Source organism: Nocardia crassostreae (assembly GCF_001613405.1).
Classification (GTDB): domain Bacteria; phylum Actinomycetota; class Actinomycetes; order Mycobacteriales; family Mycobacteriaceae; genus Nocardia; species Nocardia crassostreae.
In genome coordinates this window covers 1-16,388 of the sequence record NZ_BDCH01000036.1, presented here as the reverse complement: position 1 = coordinate 16,388, position 16,388 = coordinate 1, and the positions used below count along the sequence as shown (strand labels likewise).

Here is a 16,388-nt window from a genome sequence, read left to right as displayed (position 1 = left end):
GGGGGGTGATCCCGCAGCGGGCTATCGCCAACCAGATGCGTTGGATGGCAGCCGAACTCGGGATCGGTCCGGGTGCGCGCATCCTGTTGAAGACGCCCGTCAGCTTCGATGCCGCGCACTGGGAGCTGCTGGCCAATGCCGTCGGCGCCACCGTGGTGGTCGCGCCCGCGGGCACCCACACCAGTCCCGATGACATCCTCGCCAGGGTGGTCCGCGACTCGATCACGGTGCTGCAATGCGTGCCGACCATCTGGGCCGAACTCGTTGCCCTCCCCGGTATCAGCGCTGCCACCACGCTGCGGACGGTAGCCAGCGGCGGTGAAGCCCTGCCCAGCGCATTGGCCGAGCGGCTGCGCACGGCGCTCCCGCACACCCGCGCGATCAACCTGTACGGACTGACGGAAGCCGCCATCAACGCGACCTGGTTCGACTTCACCACCGCGGACCTGACCGGCTCCGCGATCGTGCCGATCGGCGTCCCGGTCGACGGGTGCGAGGTCGTGATCGTCGATGAGGAGGATCGCCCGGTGCCGGATGGCGAGACCGGCGAATTGCTTATCGCTGGAATCCAACTCGCCGACGGCTACCGCAATCGCCCCGAAATCCCCGCCGGACGCTTCCCGCACCTGTCCTTCGCCCCGGGTGCGCCCCAACGCTGGTACCGCACCGGCGACCTGGTCCGCCTCCGCTCCGACGGCCAACTCGCGTTTATCGGCCGCAATGACGAACAGGTCAAGGTCAACGGCCACCGCGTCGAAACCAATGAAGTGCGCGTCTGGATCGAAAAACACGACTGGGTCCGCACCGCCGCCGTCGTCCCCTGGGTGAATGACCGCGGTACCACCCAACTGGCCGGTTTCATCGAATTGGACCCTGACCAAGCCCCTCTCATGGACCAGGACCGAGCAGGCCGCCACCACCGCTCCAAATCCACCCGCACCCAGGTAACCGCCCAACTATCCGACCTGGCCATCCGCCAGCCGACCACCGAACCCGAAGTCCCCCTCTTCGCCCCCGACCCCACCGAAGCCCAACTCCGCCGCGTCTTCGCCCGCAAGACCTACCGCACCTTCACTGACACCCCCATAGACCTGCCCGCCATCGAAGCGCTCCTGTGGCAACTGCCCCCACACGCCCAGGACCCGCGCGAAACCGTCCCCGCCCCCTCAGAATTCGACGCCGAGCCAACCGAACCCGTTCGCGACCAGAACGTGTCCTCGAAGAACCCGACGAATCCCGCTCGCGACCGGATCGCGTTCGCCGGAACGCGGGACGAGATTGCCCGCGAGCTGCATACGCCCGCCGGGGATTCCAGCGTCGTAGCCCGTGAATCGGCCGTGACGGCTGGCGAGGAGACAGGTCGACCTGCGCGGCTGACGGCGCAGCGGCTCGGCGTGGTGCTGCGGTGGCTCGGGCCGTTCAACAGCTCGGATCGGTTGCTGCCCAAGTACTTCTATGCCTCTCCGGGCGCGCTCAATGCGACTCGGATCTATCTCGAAACCGGTGGTATGCCTGGGTTGGCGGCAGGCATGTACTACTTTCATCCGCTGCACCACGCGCTGTATCGCGTCGGGTCGGCGGGCCGCGCCGGTGTGCGGCTGCATCTGATCGGGCTGCCCGAGGTGATCGAGTCGGTGTACTCCACCAATGTGCGGGAGGTGCTGCAGTTCGAGGCGGGGCATATTCTCGGCGTGCTCGATGAGGTGAGCGCGGAATTCGGCTGGGAGGTGCGCACTGTCGCTGTCGTCCATGGCCTTACCGATGGAGTGGCGACGGCCAGTGTCGAAATCGGGCCGCCGCAGTCCTTTTGGCCTGTGGTGTCGAGGGCGCCCAGCCGGGCGGTTCCGATACAGCCACTTTCGATGACGACAGCGGATCTGTCGGCGGGGACTCTTCCGGTGGCCGTGACGGGACCGGTTCGGATCGTCCGGGCGGCGGCTGCGCCGCGGGTCGGGATTCATGTTCAGGTGCACGGCGAGGTCGGGGGAGCGCGGCACGGGCTTTATGAATTCGGCAGGGCGGGGCTGGAATACATTGCCGACGGAAAAGTGGAGCGGCGGCATGTGATCGCCATCAATCAGCGGTCCTACGATCAGGCGCTGTTCGGGGTGGTGCTGTCGGTCGATCCGGGCGCCGGGTGGGATGGGTTCACCGAGCTGGGACGGACATTGGCGCATCTGCAGCAGATCGGCAGCAGGCATGGGATCGGGTTCATGTCGGCGGGGTATGCCTCGCTGACCGGGCGGTATCTGCCTTCGGCCCGCCGGTTCGACGAGATTCTGGGGCGGCGGACGCTGAGCTATTTCGCATTGGCGGGACGGGTTTCGGCGGAACAGGTGGCTGCGACCGATATGGCCGAGGACGCTGTTCATATGAAGGGGCCGGAGGAACTGCTCAAGGACGATCTCCGGGCCGTGCTGCCGCCGTACATGGTGCCGCCGACGATTCATGTGCTGGACCGGATTCCGCTGTCGCAGAACGGGAAGCAAGATCGGACCGCGCTCACGGTGCTGGCTTCGGAGCTCGGATCGCGGCGGGCTCGGCCCAGTGATCCGCCGGTTACGTGCCGGGAGGTCGAGGTGGCGCGGATCTGGTCCCGGGTGCTGGGTTATGAACCGGTGTATCGGGGTGACGACTTCTTCGCGCAGGGCGGCAATTCCATATCGGCGCTGCGCTTGATTCGCGCGCTGGATGAGGAACTCGGGACGTCCTTGCCGGTGCAGACCATTTTCCGCGCGCCTACCGTGGCCGAACTGGCCGCCGCCACAGGCGATTCCGAACCCATATCGCGATTCCTGCGATTGACCGGGGCGGCCGAGCCGACCGCGACCACCGTGTTGTGGCCAGGGCTGGGCGGCTACCCCATGAGTCTGCGCACTCTGGCCGGAGAGCTCGCACAGCGCGGGCACGCCGTGTACGGGGTGCAGGCGCGCGGGCTCAACCCAAGGGAGACGCCGCAGAACAATCTCGACGCGCTGATCGCCGACGATCTCGACGAGCTGCTGAATCTCGAGCTGCCGCAGCCATTCCGGATCGTCGGGTATTCCTTCGGCGCACGGGTGGCGGCCGAGGTGGCGCAGCGGCTTCTCGCCGCCGGGCACGAGGTCGAGGAACTGGTGCTGATCGCTTTGGGCTCACCCGTCATCGCCGGAATACCGGACGACGACGAAGTGCGTTACGAAAGCGCCTATTTCAAGCGAGTGCTGGCATCGGTGTTCAGCGCCCGAATCGATCCACCATACGCGGCGGAACTCGACAAGCTGGTCACCAGCCGGACCGAGTTCATCGACCTGATCGTGGCGAGCGAACCCGGTTTCGACCGGGCCACGGTCGAGCGCATCGTCGCGGTGGTCGAGCACACCTACCGCTTCCGATCCCGCCCGGCGACCGTCGATCAACCCCTCCTAGACCGCAGCCTGTACCTGCGCGCCCGCGGCGACGGCCCGTCCTTCGCCGACATCCCGGTCGCCGCAGTGCGATTGCGCGCCCGCCCGGTGAGCAATCTGCCCTACCACCACTACGACATCGTCACCGCCGGTGCCCTCGATATCGCGGCGGCGGTGCTGGAACAAACCATGAACAGGGAGCTGGTCTGATGCCGCACGTAGAGATCTCGCACTTCCCCGCCGACCTCTCGGCCGACGCCAAACAGCTGCTCGAAGTCGCCATCACCGCCGCCGTGACCAGAGCCTTCGGCGTCGCCGAGGGCGCGGTATCCATCGGACTCGAAGGCATCGCCCGAGACGACTGGCAGGAACGCGTATACCGCCCCCTGATCACCGGCCGCGCCGACGGCGCCGCACTCCTACGCGCCCCGAACTACTGATGGGCATCCAGGGCGCGCAGCCGGATCCCGTTTTCACGGCGCACGAAACCCCGATGCCCATACCAGCAGTGCCGAAGTCCGGATCGGCTGGTGTGGTGGTAGAGGGTTCGAAGTCCGCGCCGGTCAGTTCGAAGTCCGGGCGCGTTGGCTCGGCGCACCAGGCCGCGGAATCCGAACTCTCGGCGGTGGTCAGGGTGGCCGCGCCTGTGGCCGTCGTCGCTCTTGTCGCGTTGAACCTGCGACCGGGTATCACTACGGTCGGCCCTTTCCTCGAGTCGGTGACCGCGCACTACGGTGCGGGATCGGCCGCCGCTGGCATCATCACAGCCGCGCCGGTGGTCGCTTTCGCCCTGATCAGCCTGGCGACACCGCTTGCGTTGGCCCGGATTTCGCTGCGCGCCGGTTTGTTCGTGGCGCTGTCGCTGATCGCGGTGAGTCTGGCGGTCCGCCCGTGGGGCGATCTCGCGGTGTTCATCGCCACGACGTTCACCTTGGCCCTCGGAGTTGGCCTGCTCTCGGTCCTGCTCCCCGCCGTCATCCGCACCACGACTAGTACACGAACGCTGGTCACCACCTTCACCACTGCCCTACAAGTCGGGGCCGCACTCGGATTCGCCGCCATCGTGCCCGTGTCGCACGCTGTCGGTGGCTGGCAGCGGGCGCTCGCGGTGTGGGCCGCCCTCGCCCCGATCGGCGCCCTCGCCCTCTGGCGCTCCACTCTCGGCTCTACCACGACTGCTGTGGCCCCTACAGCCACGAGTTCCACTGCCGCCGAAGCGATTCCACCGATGTCGACCGCTGCCTCGGTTGGTGTGGCCCCGATGGTTGCGTCCATACCGGGCGCGGCGTCGCGGCGCACACCTCCGCTGGGTGTGTCCTCTCGGCGTACGGCCACAGCGAGTGATGCGTCGGAGCGTGCGGTCTCAGAGCGTACTGTCCGGGCGGGTCCGACTCCGGCTGGTCGGGCTCCCACCGGAGCTGTCGCGCCGGTTGCGGCCGCCGACAGCGCAGTCCGGGATGACTTGGCCTCGGCGGGCTTCGGCTCAGTTGGCGCTGCCCCCGACCGCACGGCCTCGCCGGTTAAGGCTTCAGAGCGTGCAGCCTCAGACAGCGGAGCCCTGGACGGCGTCGGCCACACTCGCGTGGTCCCGGCGCGCACGGCCTCGGAGGAGGAGGTCGGCCCGGCAGGCGGGGCTCCGGTGCGGTCGGGCGGTGGGACCTCGGTGCATCCGAAATTGGGCGGTCGAGTCTTGGCTGGCGGGGTGGGCGCGGTCGAGAATCCGATTGGCGTGCTGCGGCGGACCGGGACGGTTGGGCTTGCGGTGTTCTTCGGGTTGCAGGCCATGGTGGCGTTCGTGGTGATCGGGTGGCTGCCGTCGGTGCTCACCGATGCGGGGGTGAGTGAGGGGGCCGCGGGTGGGTATCTCGGGTTGCTCACTTGCCTGGCGGTGCCGATCAGTCTGGTTGTGCCGCCGATTGTGGCGGGGTCGCGCCATCCTGAGCGGTGGCTGGCCGGGTTCAGTGTGTGCAGCGTGTTGGGGATTCTCGGGTTTCTGGTCGCTCCGGGGGCGGCGCCGCTGGTGTGGTCGCTGGTGCTCGGGGTCGGGTTGTCGGTGTTCTCGTTGGCGCTCACGGTTATCACCGTGCGTGCGCCTACCCCGGAGCAGGCGATCGGATTGTCCAGTGCCGTTCAGGGTGTCGGCTATGTGATCGCGGCCGTCGGGCCGTACGCCATCGGGGTGTTCCGGCAGTTCGACTCCGGCTGGGGGATTCCGCTCGGTGCGCTGCTGGCCGCGGCCGTGGTGCAGACGATCGTGGGATACCGCGTCGGTGGCGGGAAGACGGCGGATCCGGGAAACGCATCTATCAAGGAAAGGCAGTGATATGACGGCTGAAGCCGTGGCGAAGGTCGCCGATCTGCTCGACGATCGCAGCCATCATATCGAATTCAATGGGCATCTGACCAATCACGTCAAACATGCGGTGGTGGCGTTGGCGGCGATCGGGGCGCCCGAGCATGTGATCCGGGATTATTACAAGGGCTATGCCGAGCTGACTCCGTACGGGTTTCCGCTCGAGCCGCAGCGTGCTTCGACCGTGGTGATCGATGCGGGCAACTGGTGCGAATTCATCGGTCAGCGGGCATATTTCAGCGCGTACGTCGCCTTCTTCGATCGTGAGGTCGCCGCCAAGGGCATCGGCGGCGTGGTCGCCGAGTACGCACCGGAACTTCTGCGCGGCTGGATCGGCGCCTTCACCCACGCCGCCATTCATCTGGGCTGGGCGGTCTGGGCCGAGCATGCGGGTATGACCGCCGAAGCACTTGCCTACCTGGCATTTTCCTTCGTCCGGGTCACCGATGACGAGCGCACGCCACCGATATCGGCCGCGTACGATCCCGTGGAATCCCTTGTGCAACTGAGCGAGAACTGGACACAGGACGAAATATTCCGCAGCACGGTCGAATCGGTGATCGCGGATACGAACAGCTTCACCGAACTGCATCCCGAACTGAATCGCTCCGGCCTGCAAGCGCGCGTCGCCGGAGTCGCCATCACCGGGATTCCCGAGCTGATCGCCGCACCGGCGTGGATCTACCAGCTGTCCGGCCCGGAGCGTCGCGCCCGGGTACGGCGCGCGGTCACGCTGCTGTACCTGGCCCAGCCCGGAGACTTCGTGGTGCTGCACCTCATCACCTCCCTGTTCGCGCTCGAAACCATTGCCGACACCTTGGATTCGCCGACGGCCGAAGACACCGTGTACGAACTGTTCTGGGCCGGACTGGGCATCATCACCGCGGCCGAGCGCAAGATCCCGACCGCGCACAAACTCCGCGAACTGGCCCGCCTGTACTCCACTGACACCAGCACCGACTCGCTCACCGGCGCAGCCGAATTCGAGTTCAGCGCCCGCCGCGCCTGGCTGGAGGACGAGGAGCACAACCCCAAGCTCGTCTTCGTGCTGCGCTCCTAGTGGGACGCCGACCCCTGGAGCGCGCACCGGCACGCCGCCGGTCAATTCACCCGCACTCCCGACCTGCCCGCCAGCTTCGAAGAACCCCCGAACGAATAGGACTCGCCCATGACAGAAGTGATTTCGACCGTCCTGCAGGAGCAACTGCACAAGCGCTACGGCGCGGCGGCCCCGGCGGCCGCCGGAATCGGCAATCAGACCCTGGAACTGCTGCTGCGCCACTGCACCGTCCGCCACTTCGTGCCCGGCGATATCAGCGAGGCCGAACTGGCCGTGATCATCGCCGCCGCGCAATCCGCCTCCACCTCGGCCAATTTCCATTTCACCAGCGTGGTCGTGGTCGACGATCCGGCATTGCGCGCACGACTCTCGGAGCTCGCCGGTGGCCAGCAGTTGATCAAGGACGCCGCTGTCTTCCTGGTCTGGCTGGCCGACTGGTCCCGCAATATCCACCTGGCCCGCACCAACGGCCACACCATCGAGGCGACCGAATACCTCGACAGCGCCCTGTCCAGCGTTATCGACGTGACCCTGTCGGCGCAGAATGCCGCCACCGCGGCCGAATCACTCGGTTACGGAATCACTTTCGTCGGCGCGCTGCGCAACAATATCGACGCGGTGATCGAGGCGCTGCGGCTGCCGGAGCACACCTTCCCGGTGTACGGGCTGGCCATCGGCCTGCCGGACCCCGCCGATCCGGCCGATATCAAGCCCCGCTACGGCCAGAAGGTGGTGGTGCACCGCAATACCTACTCCTCGCCCGCCGCCGAGGACGTCACCGACTACCTGAATCGCATCAATACCTACTACCGCGAACAGGAACTCCCCGAGGACTGGGTGAAGAACCGTCTGGCCGGGCGCATCTCGACCAAGGAGAGCCTGCACGGCCGCCAAGGCATCCGGAACGCCTTCAACAGCCAGGGTTTCCCGTTGAAGTAGCGACAGCGACAACGGCCCGGCCACCAGTGAAAGGTAGCCGGGCCGTTGGTATTCCGTTGATCAGTTGCGCTGCATCCAGGCGTCGAAGAACTGCAACCGCGCCGACGCCTCGAACTTCAGATCGGCGACCGAGCTCGACACCCCGACCGCCTGCGACAGCTCGATGGTGGGAATCCACAACCCGTTCTCCAGCACCAGCTGCTGCGCCTTGCCGATCTGCTGCGCCCGCGCCGCGGCGTCCACCGTCTGCAACTCGCTCGACAGCGCCTCGTCCAGCGCCGGAATCGGCCCGCGCCCGTCCAGATTCCGCCCGTCCAACCCGAAGGTGGTGCGCAGGATATCGCCGTCGGCCCGCGTCGTGTTGTAGTACAGCGCATCGAAATTCTTGCTGTTCTGCCGCACCGTGTACTCCGCATCGGCGATCGGCTCCAGCCGCAATTCGATTCCGGCCTTGCGCACCTGCTGCTGGACCAGCTCGAGAATGGCCTGATTCCCGGCGAAGGCGCTGGTGAACGAGATCGCGAAGGAGAGCCGCACCCCGTCCTTCACCTGAATGCCGTCACCCCCGGTCGCCCACCCGGCCTGATCCAGCGTGCGCCCGGCCGCCGCGACGTCGTAGCCGATCTTGCCTGAAAGATCGGTATAGGCAGGGGTTTTCGATGCCAGCGAGCTGCTGGCCTTCTTGTACTGCGGCCCCAGCACGGTATCCACGATCTCCTGCCGATCGATGGCGGTCAGCAGCGCCGTCCGCACCGCCGGATCGGTCAGCACTCCCCGCGTCACATTCGGCTGAATACCGAACGGCACACCGGGATTCGAGGTCACCTGCACTCGCCCACCCGCGGCCTCGATCTGCGGTGCGTCCTGCGGCAGCGCGCCACTGACGACATCGAGCTGTCCCGAGGTCAGACTGCCGGTCCGGACCCCTGATTCCGGCACTACCCGGAACTCGATCCGATCCAGATACGCCTCGCCCTGGTGCCCGAAAACAGCCGACCCCCAGGAGTATCCGGCCCGCTTGGCCAGCACGGCCGACTGTCCCTGCTTGTACTCGGCATAGGTGAACGGCCCGGTCCCGATATTGTCGCCCAGGCACCGCTGATCGGCGGGCTTCACCGTGGTCGCCGCACCCTGGATGCCGAGCTGCGGTGTCGAGGTCGCCTGCAGGAACTGCGCATTGGGCCGATCGAACTCCACCCGCGCGGTCAGCGGATCCACCACGGTCGTCCCGGTGTAACCCACCAGATAGGTGGCCGCCAGCGGCGCCTTGGCCGGGGTCAGCGTTTTCACGATGGCATCGAAGTTCGCCCGCACCGACTCCGCCGTCAACGGCGTACCGTCACTGAAGGTCACCCCCGGCTTCAGTGTGAAGGTGAACGTCTTGGCGTCCGGGCTCAGCTGCCAGCTCTGCGCCAGCCACGGCTTGATCTCGCCGGTCGCCGGATCCTGATCGGTCAGCGAATCCACGATCTGCCGTGTGACATACAGGGTTTGGTTGGTGCCCGACTGCGCCGGATCCGAGCACGTCGGCGCGAGCGAGAGCCCGTAGTGCAAGGTCCCGCCCGGCTGCGGCGGTCCCGCCGGTTCTCCCGGACTGGTATCGGAGCCGCCACAAGCGGCCAGCGTCGCCGTCGCGGCGAGCACACCGAGCAGGGCCACGGGTCGTTTCATTCGAATTCTCCGGATTCACGAGTAACGGTGCGCGTGACGCTATGTCGCGCACATCGCCGTGTCGCCGGTCTGGCGCGCCTTGAATCCAATGCTTGCCGAACATCCGCCACCGGCCTTGACAGCGAATAACACCGGACCGACCGCTATCGATACTCCCGACATCGACATCTCGAACGAGTAGGCTCGCGGGCGACGAAGCGGTCGGGCGGCGAACGTCGAAGGACAGGACTTACGGCTGTGGCGAAAACCTTGACGCCCTGGGTATTGCTGAAAGAGCTCGAGCCGGTTGCGGAACAGAATCTCAACCGGCACCTATCGATGGCCAAAGAGTGGCATCCACACGACTATGTGCCGTGGGAGCAAGGGCGTAATTTCGCCGCCATGGGCGGAATCGATTGGGAGCCGGAACAATCCGGGCTCAGCGAGGTCGCCAAGGCCGCCATGGTCACCAATCTGCTCACCGAGGACAACCTGCCGTCCTACCACCGGCTGATCTCCGACTCGTTCAGCCGCGACGGCGCGTGGGGGAGCTGGGTGGATCGCTGGACCGCCGAGGAGAACCGGCACGGCATCGTGCTGCGGGACTATCTGGTGGTCACCCGCGGTGTCGATCCGGTGGCGCTGGAGCAGGCGCGCATGATCTGCATGTCGCACGGGGTCGACAATCCGACCGGCACCGGTGACAACAGCTTCCTGCACGGGGTGGCGTACGTGACCTTCCAGGAGCTCGCGACCCGCGTCAGCCATCGCAATACCGGGCGGGTGTGCGAGGACCCCATTGCCGATCGCATCCTGCAGCGGGTAGCCGCCGACGAGAATCTGCACATGGTCTTCTACCGCAATATCTGCGGGGCGGCGCTGGAGCTGGCGCCCGACGACGCGCTCGAGGCCATCCACGAGATCATCAAGAACTTCCGGATGCCCGGTGCGGAGATGCCGAACTTCCGCCGCAACAGCGTGCTCATCGCCAAGCACGGAATCTACGATCTGCGCCAGCATCTGGAGGAGGTCGTGCAGCCGGTGCTGCGCAAGTGGAACATTTTCGAGCGCAGCGATTTCACGCCCCGCGGTGAGCATATTCGCGAGGAACTCGGGGCGCAGTTGGAGAAGATGGGCAAGGATGTGCTCCGCTTCGAGGAGCAGCGGGACCGGATGCTGGCGCGGGAAGCGGCCAGACGCGAGCGCGAATCGGTCTGATCAGGCGAATCAGGACAGATCGGTTGTGGATAGCCGATGGGTTGTCCACAGGCTCGCGCTGCGCCGCGCGCCGAGGTTCTCGAGCTGCTAGGTTCGGCTCGAAGGAGGGGACATGGGGGACATGTTGCGCGCCGATGTGGAGGCGCTACGGGTAATGGCGGCCGGTCTTCGCGGTGAGGCAGCGGCCATCGCGGCCATCGACCCGGTGGACCAAGTAGCGAAAGTAGCCTTGGCCATGCCGAATTCGGCCATCGGGTCCGCAGCGGCCGGAGTGGGCGCGCCACTACTGGCGGTCCTGCGGCAGATGGCGGGCGAGCTGACCGACCTATCCGAGGTAACCGATCACGGCGCAACCACCTACGAGGCGGTGGCCGCAGAGCTGGAGACCCGGCTGGACGAATACCTGACCGGCACACCATGAACACCCGAGCCGCCGCTTCCTGACCAGGCCACCACCCCATGGTCGCCATGCGGTGGTCTGATGATCGGCGCCTGGCGAAGAGCTGTGAACGCTGGTCGTGTGACCGTGGCGTGGGGTATCCGGCGCACGGTGTCGTGGTGCGGCGCGGCGGTGACCGGTCGGTCGGTGCAGATTGGACCGACGGGATGGCACGGGGAGGGGAATGGTTCGCGCGATGATGTCGCAGGTGCGCGGTTGGCGGCCGGAGATTGCGGCCGTCGCCGGGGTGAGCGTGGCCGGGGCGAATCTGCGATTCGGCGCGGCGATGGGGCGGGTTGGGCGGTATGTGGATATCGCGGTGTCCGGCTGGGAGGGGGATGCCGCGGCGGCGGGCTCGTTGCGGGCGATCGGCGCGCAGCTGACGGCCAACCATATCGCCGCTGCCGCTCTCGATGTCGCCGATGCGCTGGCCGACGCCGGAGGTCTGGCCGGGTTGCGCGCCGGTGTGCTCGCGCTCGAGGACGAGTCCGTCGCGAACGGGTGTGTGGTGGCGGAGGACGGCACGGTGGCCGCGCCGCGGGCCGACACCGGTAATCCAGCAATGGATTTGGTGCTGCAAGCCTGCTTCGACGCCAAGGCGCTGGAAGTGCAGGCCCGGCTCGTTCCACTGCTGGAGTCGGCGGGGCAGGCCGATCGGGAGATCGGTGCGCGGCTGAGCGCGGCGGTCGTGGCGATGGCGGCACTGTGCACCGGACCGCAGGGCGGGCCGATGAGTTCCCGGGTGGTCGACATCATCGATGGACGGGCGGTGCTGCCCGACGAGCCGGAAGCCATGGGCGCGCTGTGGGAATCACTGAGTCCGGCGGACCGAGATGCGCTGTACGCCTTCGATCCGATGATCGGTAATCGGGACGGGATCCCGGCGGTCGCCAGGGACTTCTACAACCGGCTCGACCTGGAACGGCTGCGCACCGACGCGCAGTCTCAGCTGATGCGGCTCGAGGCGCGGCACCCGGACTGGGCGCGAGCACAGAACCTGCCGACCATTGCGCACGACTGGGTTCGGTTGCGGGAGTGGGATGCCGACCGGGCCGAGCTGCGCACCCGGATCGCCGGGTACGAGGCCGTCGCCGCCGAGATCGGATCGGGTCATCGCGATCGGTATCTGCTCGCCGTCGACAATCGCGGGCACGGCATCATCGCATCGGGCAATCCCGACTCCGCGCGCAATGTCGCGGTCTTCGTGCCGGGCACCGGCGCACCCCTGACCGGTATCGGACTCGGTCTGACTCGCGCCGAGTCCCTGCGGGAGGCCGCCCACCGCGCCGATCCGGCGGCGCGGACCGCGGTCATCGCCTGGTACGGCTACGACACCCCACCGGGTGTGGGCGAGGCCCTGCTGGATCACTACGCCGATGCCGGTGCGCCCGCCCTGGACCGATCCGCCGATGGATTGCGCGCGACCCATGACGGCCTGCCCTCGCACAACACGCTCATCGGGCACAGCTACGGCAGCACCCTGATCGCCGTGGCGGCCTCGGGTGGCGGCTCGCTCGCGGCCGACGAGTTGATCTTCGTGGGCAGCCCGGGTGTCGAAGTCGACGATGTGTCGCATTTGCGCCTGGACGGCATCGCCCCCGGGAACACCGGAGCGCATGTCTTCGCCACCGCCGACCCGGCCGATCCGATACCGGTGGCCGGGCGTTTGCCGCACGGTCCGACACCCACCGATCCGGGTTTCGGCGCAACGGTTTTCGCTTCCTCCGGTGCGACCCTGGACGTTCCGCTGTTACGTGCCTTACCTATCGATCCGGGCGCGCATGGAAATTATTGGGATCGCGACAATCCGGCTTTACAGACTCAGGCCGAGATCATTACCGGGACCTATCGCCGCTAGTCGCCGATGACCTGCGCGGCAGCCGCCTGCCTGCGCTTATTGGTCTCGCGGTCAATTAACGCGCCGATAGCGGACCCATAGCGGACGTTGCCCAATCTTGATCTGGGCATGGGACCAAGTGAGGTTTGAAACGGTTGGTTCCGTGTTAATTTTCCGGGGAACAGAGGTTGGAAGCGGAGACGAATGCGCACAGAGAACATCAATAGGAAGTTCAAACTGCATGACGAGCGCAGGTTAGCCGCCCAACTTCCGGAACAACTACAGGGTCTCGACGTCGTCGGTTTCGTCCGGCTCGACGAGTTTTCGGAAGAGTTGCTGAACTCCTTCGACGCGGCCGCGAACGCCACCGTCGCACCCCTCACCCGGGTCTACCGCAACGCCCAGCCCAATCGCATCGACGCCTGGGTCCTGGAGCTGCTGCGGCATGCGCGTATCGGCGATCGCTTCTATCTGCGCACCGGCCTCGAGTACTTCCCGTGGGCCGACTGCCGGGTTCTGGATCATCGCTGGTTGGAGTCCCTGCGCCGGGTTATCGGTCCGAACCTGGGATTCATTTCGCAGGACAAGACCACGGCCGCCATGACCGTGGGCGCGCAGTACGAGCTGTTCGGCTTCGTGCACCCGGAGATCGCGCCGCTCCCGGCCGACGCCGAAACCACGGTCCTCACCTCGAACCCGCCGGGCGACAACGAGACCACGGTCCTGATGTCGCGCGTCGAGGTCCCCGAGGAAGTCCCGACCCGGCCGGTGGGTGACGCGCCTCAGTAATCGGACATGCCCGGTGGCGGTGCGCCACCGGGCGTCTGCTCGTCTCAGTACCCGATCGTGAAGCGGCGCTGCACGTATCGTGGCAGTTCCGCCTCGTCGATCAGCGCCACCGCGGCGTCGGCGAACGAGATCCGGCTGCGGCCGTTCGCGTCGACGAGTTCCTGATCGGTTCCGACGCGGTAGCGACCGGTGCGCTCACCCGGGCCGATCTCGCCCGCCGGGCTGAGGTAGGTCCACAGGCGGTTCGAGGTGCGGAGGGTATCGAGCGCATCGCGATGTCCGCGCACCGCGGCCGCGTATCCGCGCGGGAGCCCGATCTCGTCCATGACGGCGAGTAGGCGCTGTTCATCGTCGACGGTGGTTCGTCCCGGGGCGAACTCCAGGCTGCCTGCTCCGCCGATGACCAGCAGTCGGGTGCGCGGGTGTGTTTCGAGGGCTTTCAGGAGTGAGCGCGCCACGGTGGCGTACACGGTCGGATCGGCGATGGACTCGGAGACGGTCGCGTCGAAATCCCTTGCGGCATTGCCGGGTTGGTAGCAGCTGAGCAGCACGTCCATGCCTGGGAGTTGTGCTGCGACGGCGGAGGTGTCGAATACGTCGAGGGCGGCCCAGGTCAGGTGAGGGTGCTCGACGTTCGCTCGTGCGATGTCGCGGGTGAACGCGGTGACGTGATGACCGCGGTCGAGGGCTTCGGTCAGTGCCAGGCGGCCGACATTGCCTGTGGCGCCGATGATTCCGATGAACATGGTTGCTCCTGCGGTGTGTGATGGGGGTGCGCCAGAAAACTATACGGTGTGAAGTATTTTGACAATGCTCGGTTTTCTCACGGTGTTGTAGGGTGGGTGGGTGACCAGTGCTGCCCCTACCCGGCGTGAACGCCGTCGTGTTGAGACGACCGCGGAGATCAAGGAAGTTGCGCTGCGGCTGATGGCCGAGAGTGGGCCGGGGGCGATTACGTTGCGGGCGATCGCTCGTGAGATGGGGATGACTGCTAACGCTGTCTACAGTTACTTCCCCACGCGGGACGATCTGGTCACGGCGTTGATCGCCGAGGTGTACGGGGAGCTGGTGGACGCGGTCGAGGCTGCTCGGGATGCTTGTCCGCCGGATGCGGCTGCGGAGCGAATCATGGCCTGGGCTATGGCGTTTCGGGGATGGGTGATCGCTAATAAGGAGGGGTTTCTGCTGATCTACGGCGATCCGGTGCCTGGGTATCGGGCGCCGGAAGGCGGAGCGGCTCCGGAGGCGCTGCACCGGGCTTGCACTGGGCTGGTCGGGCTAATCGCTGCCGCGTGGCCTGCGGCGGGGGAGCTGTATGGCGACGAGAGCTTCGAGTGGGGCGATTTCGATCCGGGATTGAATGCCGTGGTGCGGCAGGAGCTTCCGGATTTACCGCCGGGGGCGATTGCCTTGGCGCTGCGCACTTGGGGGCGGATGCATGGGCTTGTGGCGCTCGAGGTGCTGGGGCACCTTCGGACGCAGACGACCGATCCGGGGAAGCTGTATCGGGCGGAGATGACTCGGTTGATTCGGGAGCTTGGGCTTGCCCCGCGGGGCTGAACCGCACGAAACCTCCACAAAGGGGCCATGGTACGGACATAGCCGATCGCTACCGTGATGGCGTGATCATGAACCGCTCGGTACCGCTGGCTCTGACCTACATTTTCGGCTCGATCATCCTTGGTCCGGCGATCGCCTTGGCTGGATATGTGATCACTCCGGCGAATGGGGACTTCTGCGATGTGGGTGCGCATGGGAGCCGAGAACAACGGGATCGGGATTACGCGTTGATCGACACCATCTGGGCGGTGGGCGCGAGTCTGGGGCTGACGGTGGGGGTGCTGTTGCTTGGGTATCTCTGGTTCATGCGGCGGCGGGTCGGATGGCTGCGAGTGGGACTGCTTTCTGGCGGAATCCTCATCATGATGTCTGGCTATGGTGTGATACTTGGCGCCGCCAGCTATGGGAACGCTGGCTGTTCCTGAGGTCGCGGATCTATGAACGGTTTTGACGGCAATTCCCCCAAGAATCGCTCGTGCTGTGTTTAATTTGCCCTCCGCTTCGCTCCGGGCGGGGTTTGGGCCCCTGAGTCTCGATTTTTCCCTCCCTCCGCGCACGCCGGAGCTCCTCTGCTTCGCTCCCCCGCTCCGACGCACGCTCCACTCAGTCCAAAATCGAGACAGCCCAAACCCACACAGACATGCATCAATACTCTTCCCTGCAGCTACTTTGTCGTGCGCGGCGGATAGAACTCTGCCAACAGGATTGCTGTCGACCGCTGTGTGCAGCGGACGGGCTTGCGTCACCTGTGGTTCGGGGTTCGCCTTCGGCGGACAGGACGAGACCGCGGGAAAGACCCCGACCCGTTGGCTGACCGGCCCGGTTGTGGATCACGGGCAAGGACACCGACTGGGATGTGCTGCCTGGGTTGGCCGCCTGTTGGTGGAGGGTTCGCCTGCGGCGGACGTGTCAGGCTGGCTGGTCGCCGGTAGTCGGTGGGGTGGTGTGGCGGCTGGCCGGGGTGTCGGCAGGCTGGTCGCAATACACGCTGGTGGTCGGCGAGATCGGTCCGAGGTGGTCCGCCGCAGGCGAACCGGCAAGCGACAGTTCGTGGACCGCCATCCGCGAAGCGCCTGTGTTCGAGACCAACCGTCGTTGCCCGCGTGCCCTGGTTTGCTGGACTTCTGCCTCACGAGATCGTCTGGCCCGTCGGTTGT

Annotated in this window: 13 protein-coding genes; 11 read left to right on the top strand and 2 right to left on the bottom strand. The window is 66.4% G+C overall.

Going from position 1 to position 16,388, the window contains the following annotated elements:
- The first annotated feature begins 35 nt into the window (after positions 1-35).
- The 5 genes from NC4_RS32495 to NC4_RS32475 all read left to right on the top strand — a co-directional run bounded on the left by NC4_RS32495 (position 36) and on the right by NC4_RS32475 (position 7,738).
- A complete protein-coding gene (locus tag NC4_RS32495; protein WP_245722093.1) occupies positions 36-3,596 on the top strand; it encodes an alpha/beta fold hydrolase in 3,561 nt (1,186 codons plus the stop codon).
- Positions 3,596-3,826, top strand: a complete 231-nt coding sequence (locus NC4_RS32490) for a tautomerase family protein (RefSeq protein WP_067546239.1) — start codon at positions 3,596-3,598, stop codon at positions 3,824-3,826. Before NC4_RS32495 ends, NC4_RS32490 begins: the two co-directional genes overlap by 1 nt.
- Positions 3,827-4,104: 278 nt before the next feature.
- Complete coding sequence (locus tag NC4_RS32485) at positions 4,105-5,709, top strand: hypothetical protein (protein WP_157555362.1); 1,605 nt, start codon at positions 4,105-4,107, stop codon at positions 5,707-5,709.
- Position 5,710: 1 nt separating this feature from the next.
- A complete protein-coding gene (locus NC4_RS32480; protein ID WP_084529984.1) occupies positions 5,711-6,799 on the top strand; it encodes a questin oxidase family protein in 1,089 nt (362 codons plus the stop codon).
- A gap of 108 nt (positions 6,800-6,907) precedes the next feature.
- Positions 6,908-7,738 (top strand): nitroreductase family protein, encoded by an 831-nt coding sequence (locus tag NC4_RS32475; RefSeq protein ID WP_067546233.1) that lies wholly within the window; start codon positions 6,908-6,910, stop codon positions 7,736-7,738.
- A gap of 60 nt (positions 7,739-7,798) precedes the next feature.
- Here the strand turns inward: NC4_RS32475 and NC4_RS32470 are convergent, their stop codons facing one another.
- The gene (locus tag NC4_RS32470) at positions 7,799-9,409 is read right to left on the bottom strand and encodes an ABC transporter substrate-binding protein (RefSeq protein ID WP_067546230.1); all 1,611 of its coding nucleotides are present in this window, start codon (positions 9,407-9,409) and stop codon (positions 7,799-7,801) included.
- A 237-nt stretch (positions 9,410-9,646) separates the two neighbouring features.
- Between NC4_RS32470 and NC4_RS32465 the strand changes: the two genes are divergently transcribed.
- The 4 genes from NC4_RS32465 to NC4_RS32450 all read left to right on the top strand — a co-directional run bounded on the left by NC4_RS32465 (position 9,647) and on the right by NC4_RS32450 (position 13,671).
- Complete coding sequence (locus NC4_RS32465; protein WP_067546226.1) at positions 9,647-10,606, top strand: acyl-ACP desaturase; 960 nt, start codon at positions 9,647-9,649, stop codon at positions 10,604-10,606.
- 112 nt (positions 10,607-10,718) lie between these two features.
- Positions 10,719-11,027, top strand: coding sequence for a hypothetical protein (locus NC4_RS32460; RefSeq protein WP_067546223.1), 309 nt, complete (start codon positions 10,719-10,721; stop codon positions 11,025-11,027).
- A 202-nt stretch (positions 11,028-11,229) separates the two neighbouring features.
- On the top strand, positions 11,230-12,903 hold the full coding sequence (locus tag NC4_RS32455; RefSeq protein ID WP_067546220.1) for an alpha/beta hydrolase: 1,674 nt from the start codon (positions 11,230-11,232) through the stop codon (positions 12,901-12,903).
- A 183-nt stretch (positions 12,904-13,086) separates the two neighbouring features.
- Positions 13,087-13,671, top strand: a complete 585-nt coding sequence (locus tag NC4_RS32450; RefSeq protein WP_067546218.1) for a hypothetical protein — start codon at positions 13,087-13,089, stop codon at positions 13,669-13,671.
- Positions 13,672-13,715: 44 nt separating this feature from the next.
- Here NC4_RS32450 and NC4_RS32445 read toward each other — a convergent pair whose 3' ends face one another.
- Positions 13,716-14,417, bottom strand: coding sequence for an NAD(P)-dependent oxidoreductase (locus NC4_RS32445; protein WP_067546216.1), 702 nt, complete (start codon positions 14,415-14,417; stop codon positions 13,716-13,718).
- A gap of 100 nt (positions 14,418-14,517) precedes the next feature.
- Here NC4_RS32445 and NC4_RS32440 point away from each other — a divergent pair, with 100 nt between their 5' ends.
- Positions 14,518-15,231: a TetR/AcrR family transcriptional regulator gene (locus tag NC4_RS32440; protein ID WP_067546213.1), complete on the top strand. Its 714-nt coding sequence runs from the start codon at positions 14,518-14,520 to the stop codon at positions 15,229-15,231.
- 62 nt (positions 15,232-15,293) lie between these two features.
- Positions 15,294-15,656 carry a hypothetical protein gene (locus NC4_RS32435; protein ID WP_067546210.1) on the top strand — a complete coding sequence of 121 codons (363 nt, stop codon included), beginning with the start codon at positions 15,294-15,296 and terminating at the stop codon, positions 15,654-15,656.
- Positions 15,657-16,388 lie beyond the last annotated feature (732 nt).

What these genes read in the sequence shown, in the direction of transcription:
- NC4_RS32495 (WP_245722093.1), top strand. Translation starts at nt 36, where the DNA reads ATGCGTTGGATGGCAGCCGAACTCGGGATCGGTCCGGGTGCGCGCATC.
- NC4_RS32490 (WP_067546239.1), top strand. Translation starts at nt 3,596, where the DNA reads ATGCCGCACGTAGAGATCTCGCACTTCCCCGCCGACCTCTCGGCCGAC.
- NC4_RS32480 (WP_084529984.1), top strand. Translation starts at nt 5,711, where the DNA reads ATGACGGCTGAAGCCGTGGCGAAGGTCGCCGATCTGCTCGACGATCGC.
- NC4_RS32475 (WP_067546233.1), top strand. Translation starts at nt 6,908, where the DNA reads ATGACAGAAGTGATTTCGACCGTCCTGCAGGAGCAACTGCACAAGCGC.
- NC4_RS32470 (WP_067546230.1), bottom strand. Translation starts at nt 9,409, where the DNA reads ATGAAACGACCCGTGGCCCTGCTCGGTGTGCTCGCCGCGACGGCGACG.
- NC4_RS32460 (WP_067546223.1), top strand. Translation starts at nt 10,719, where the DNA reads ATGGGGGACATGTTGCGCGCCGATGTGGAGGCGCTACGGGTAATGGCG.
- NC4_RS32455 (WP_067546220.1), top strand. Translation starts at nt 11,230, where the DNA reads ATGGTTCGCGCGATGATGTCGCAGGTGCGCGGTTGGCGGCCGGAGATT.
- NC4_RS32450 (WP_067546218.1), top strand. Translation starts at nt 13,087, where the DNA reads ATGCGCACAGAGAACATCAATAGGAAGTTCAAACTGCATGACGAGCGC.
- NC4_RS32445 (WP_067546216.1), bottom strand. Translation starts at nt 14,417, where the DNA reads ATGTTCATCGGAATCATCGGCGCCACAGGCAATGTCGGCCGCCTGGCA.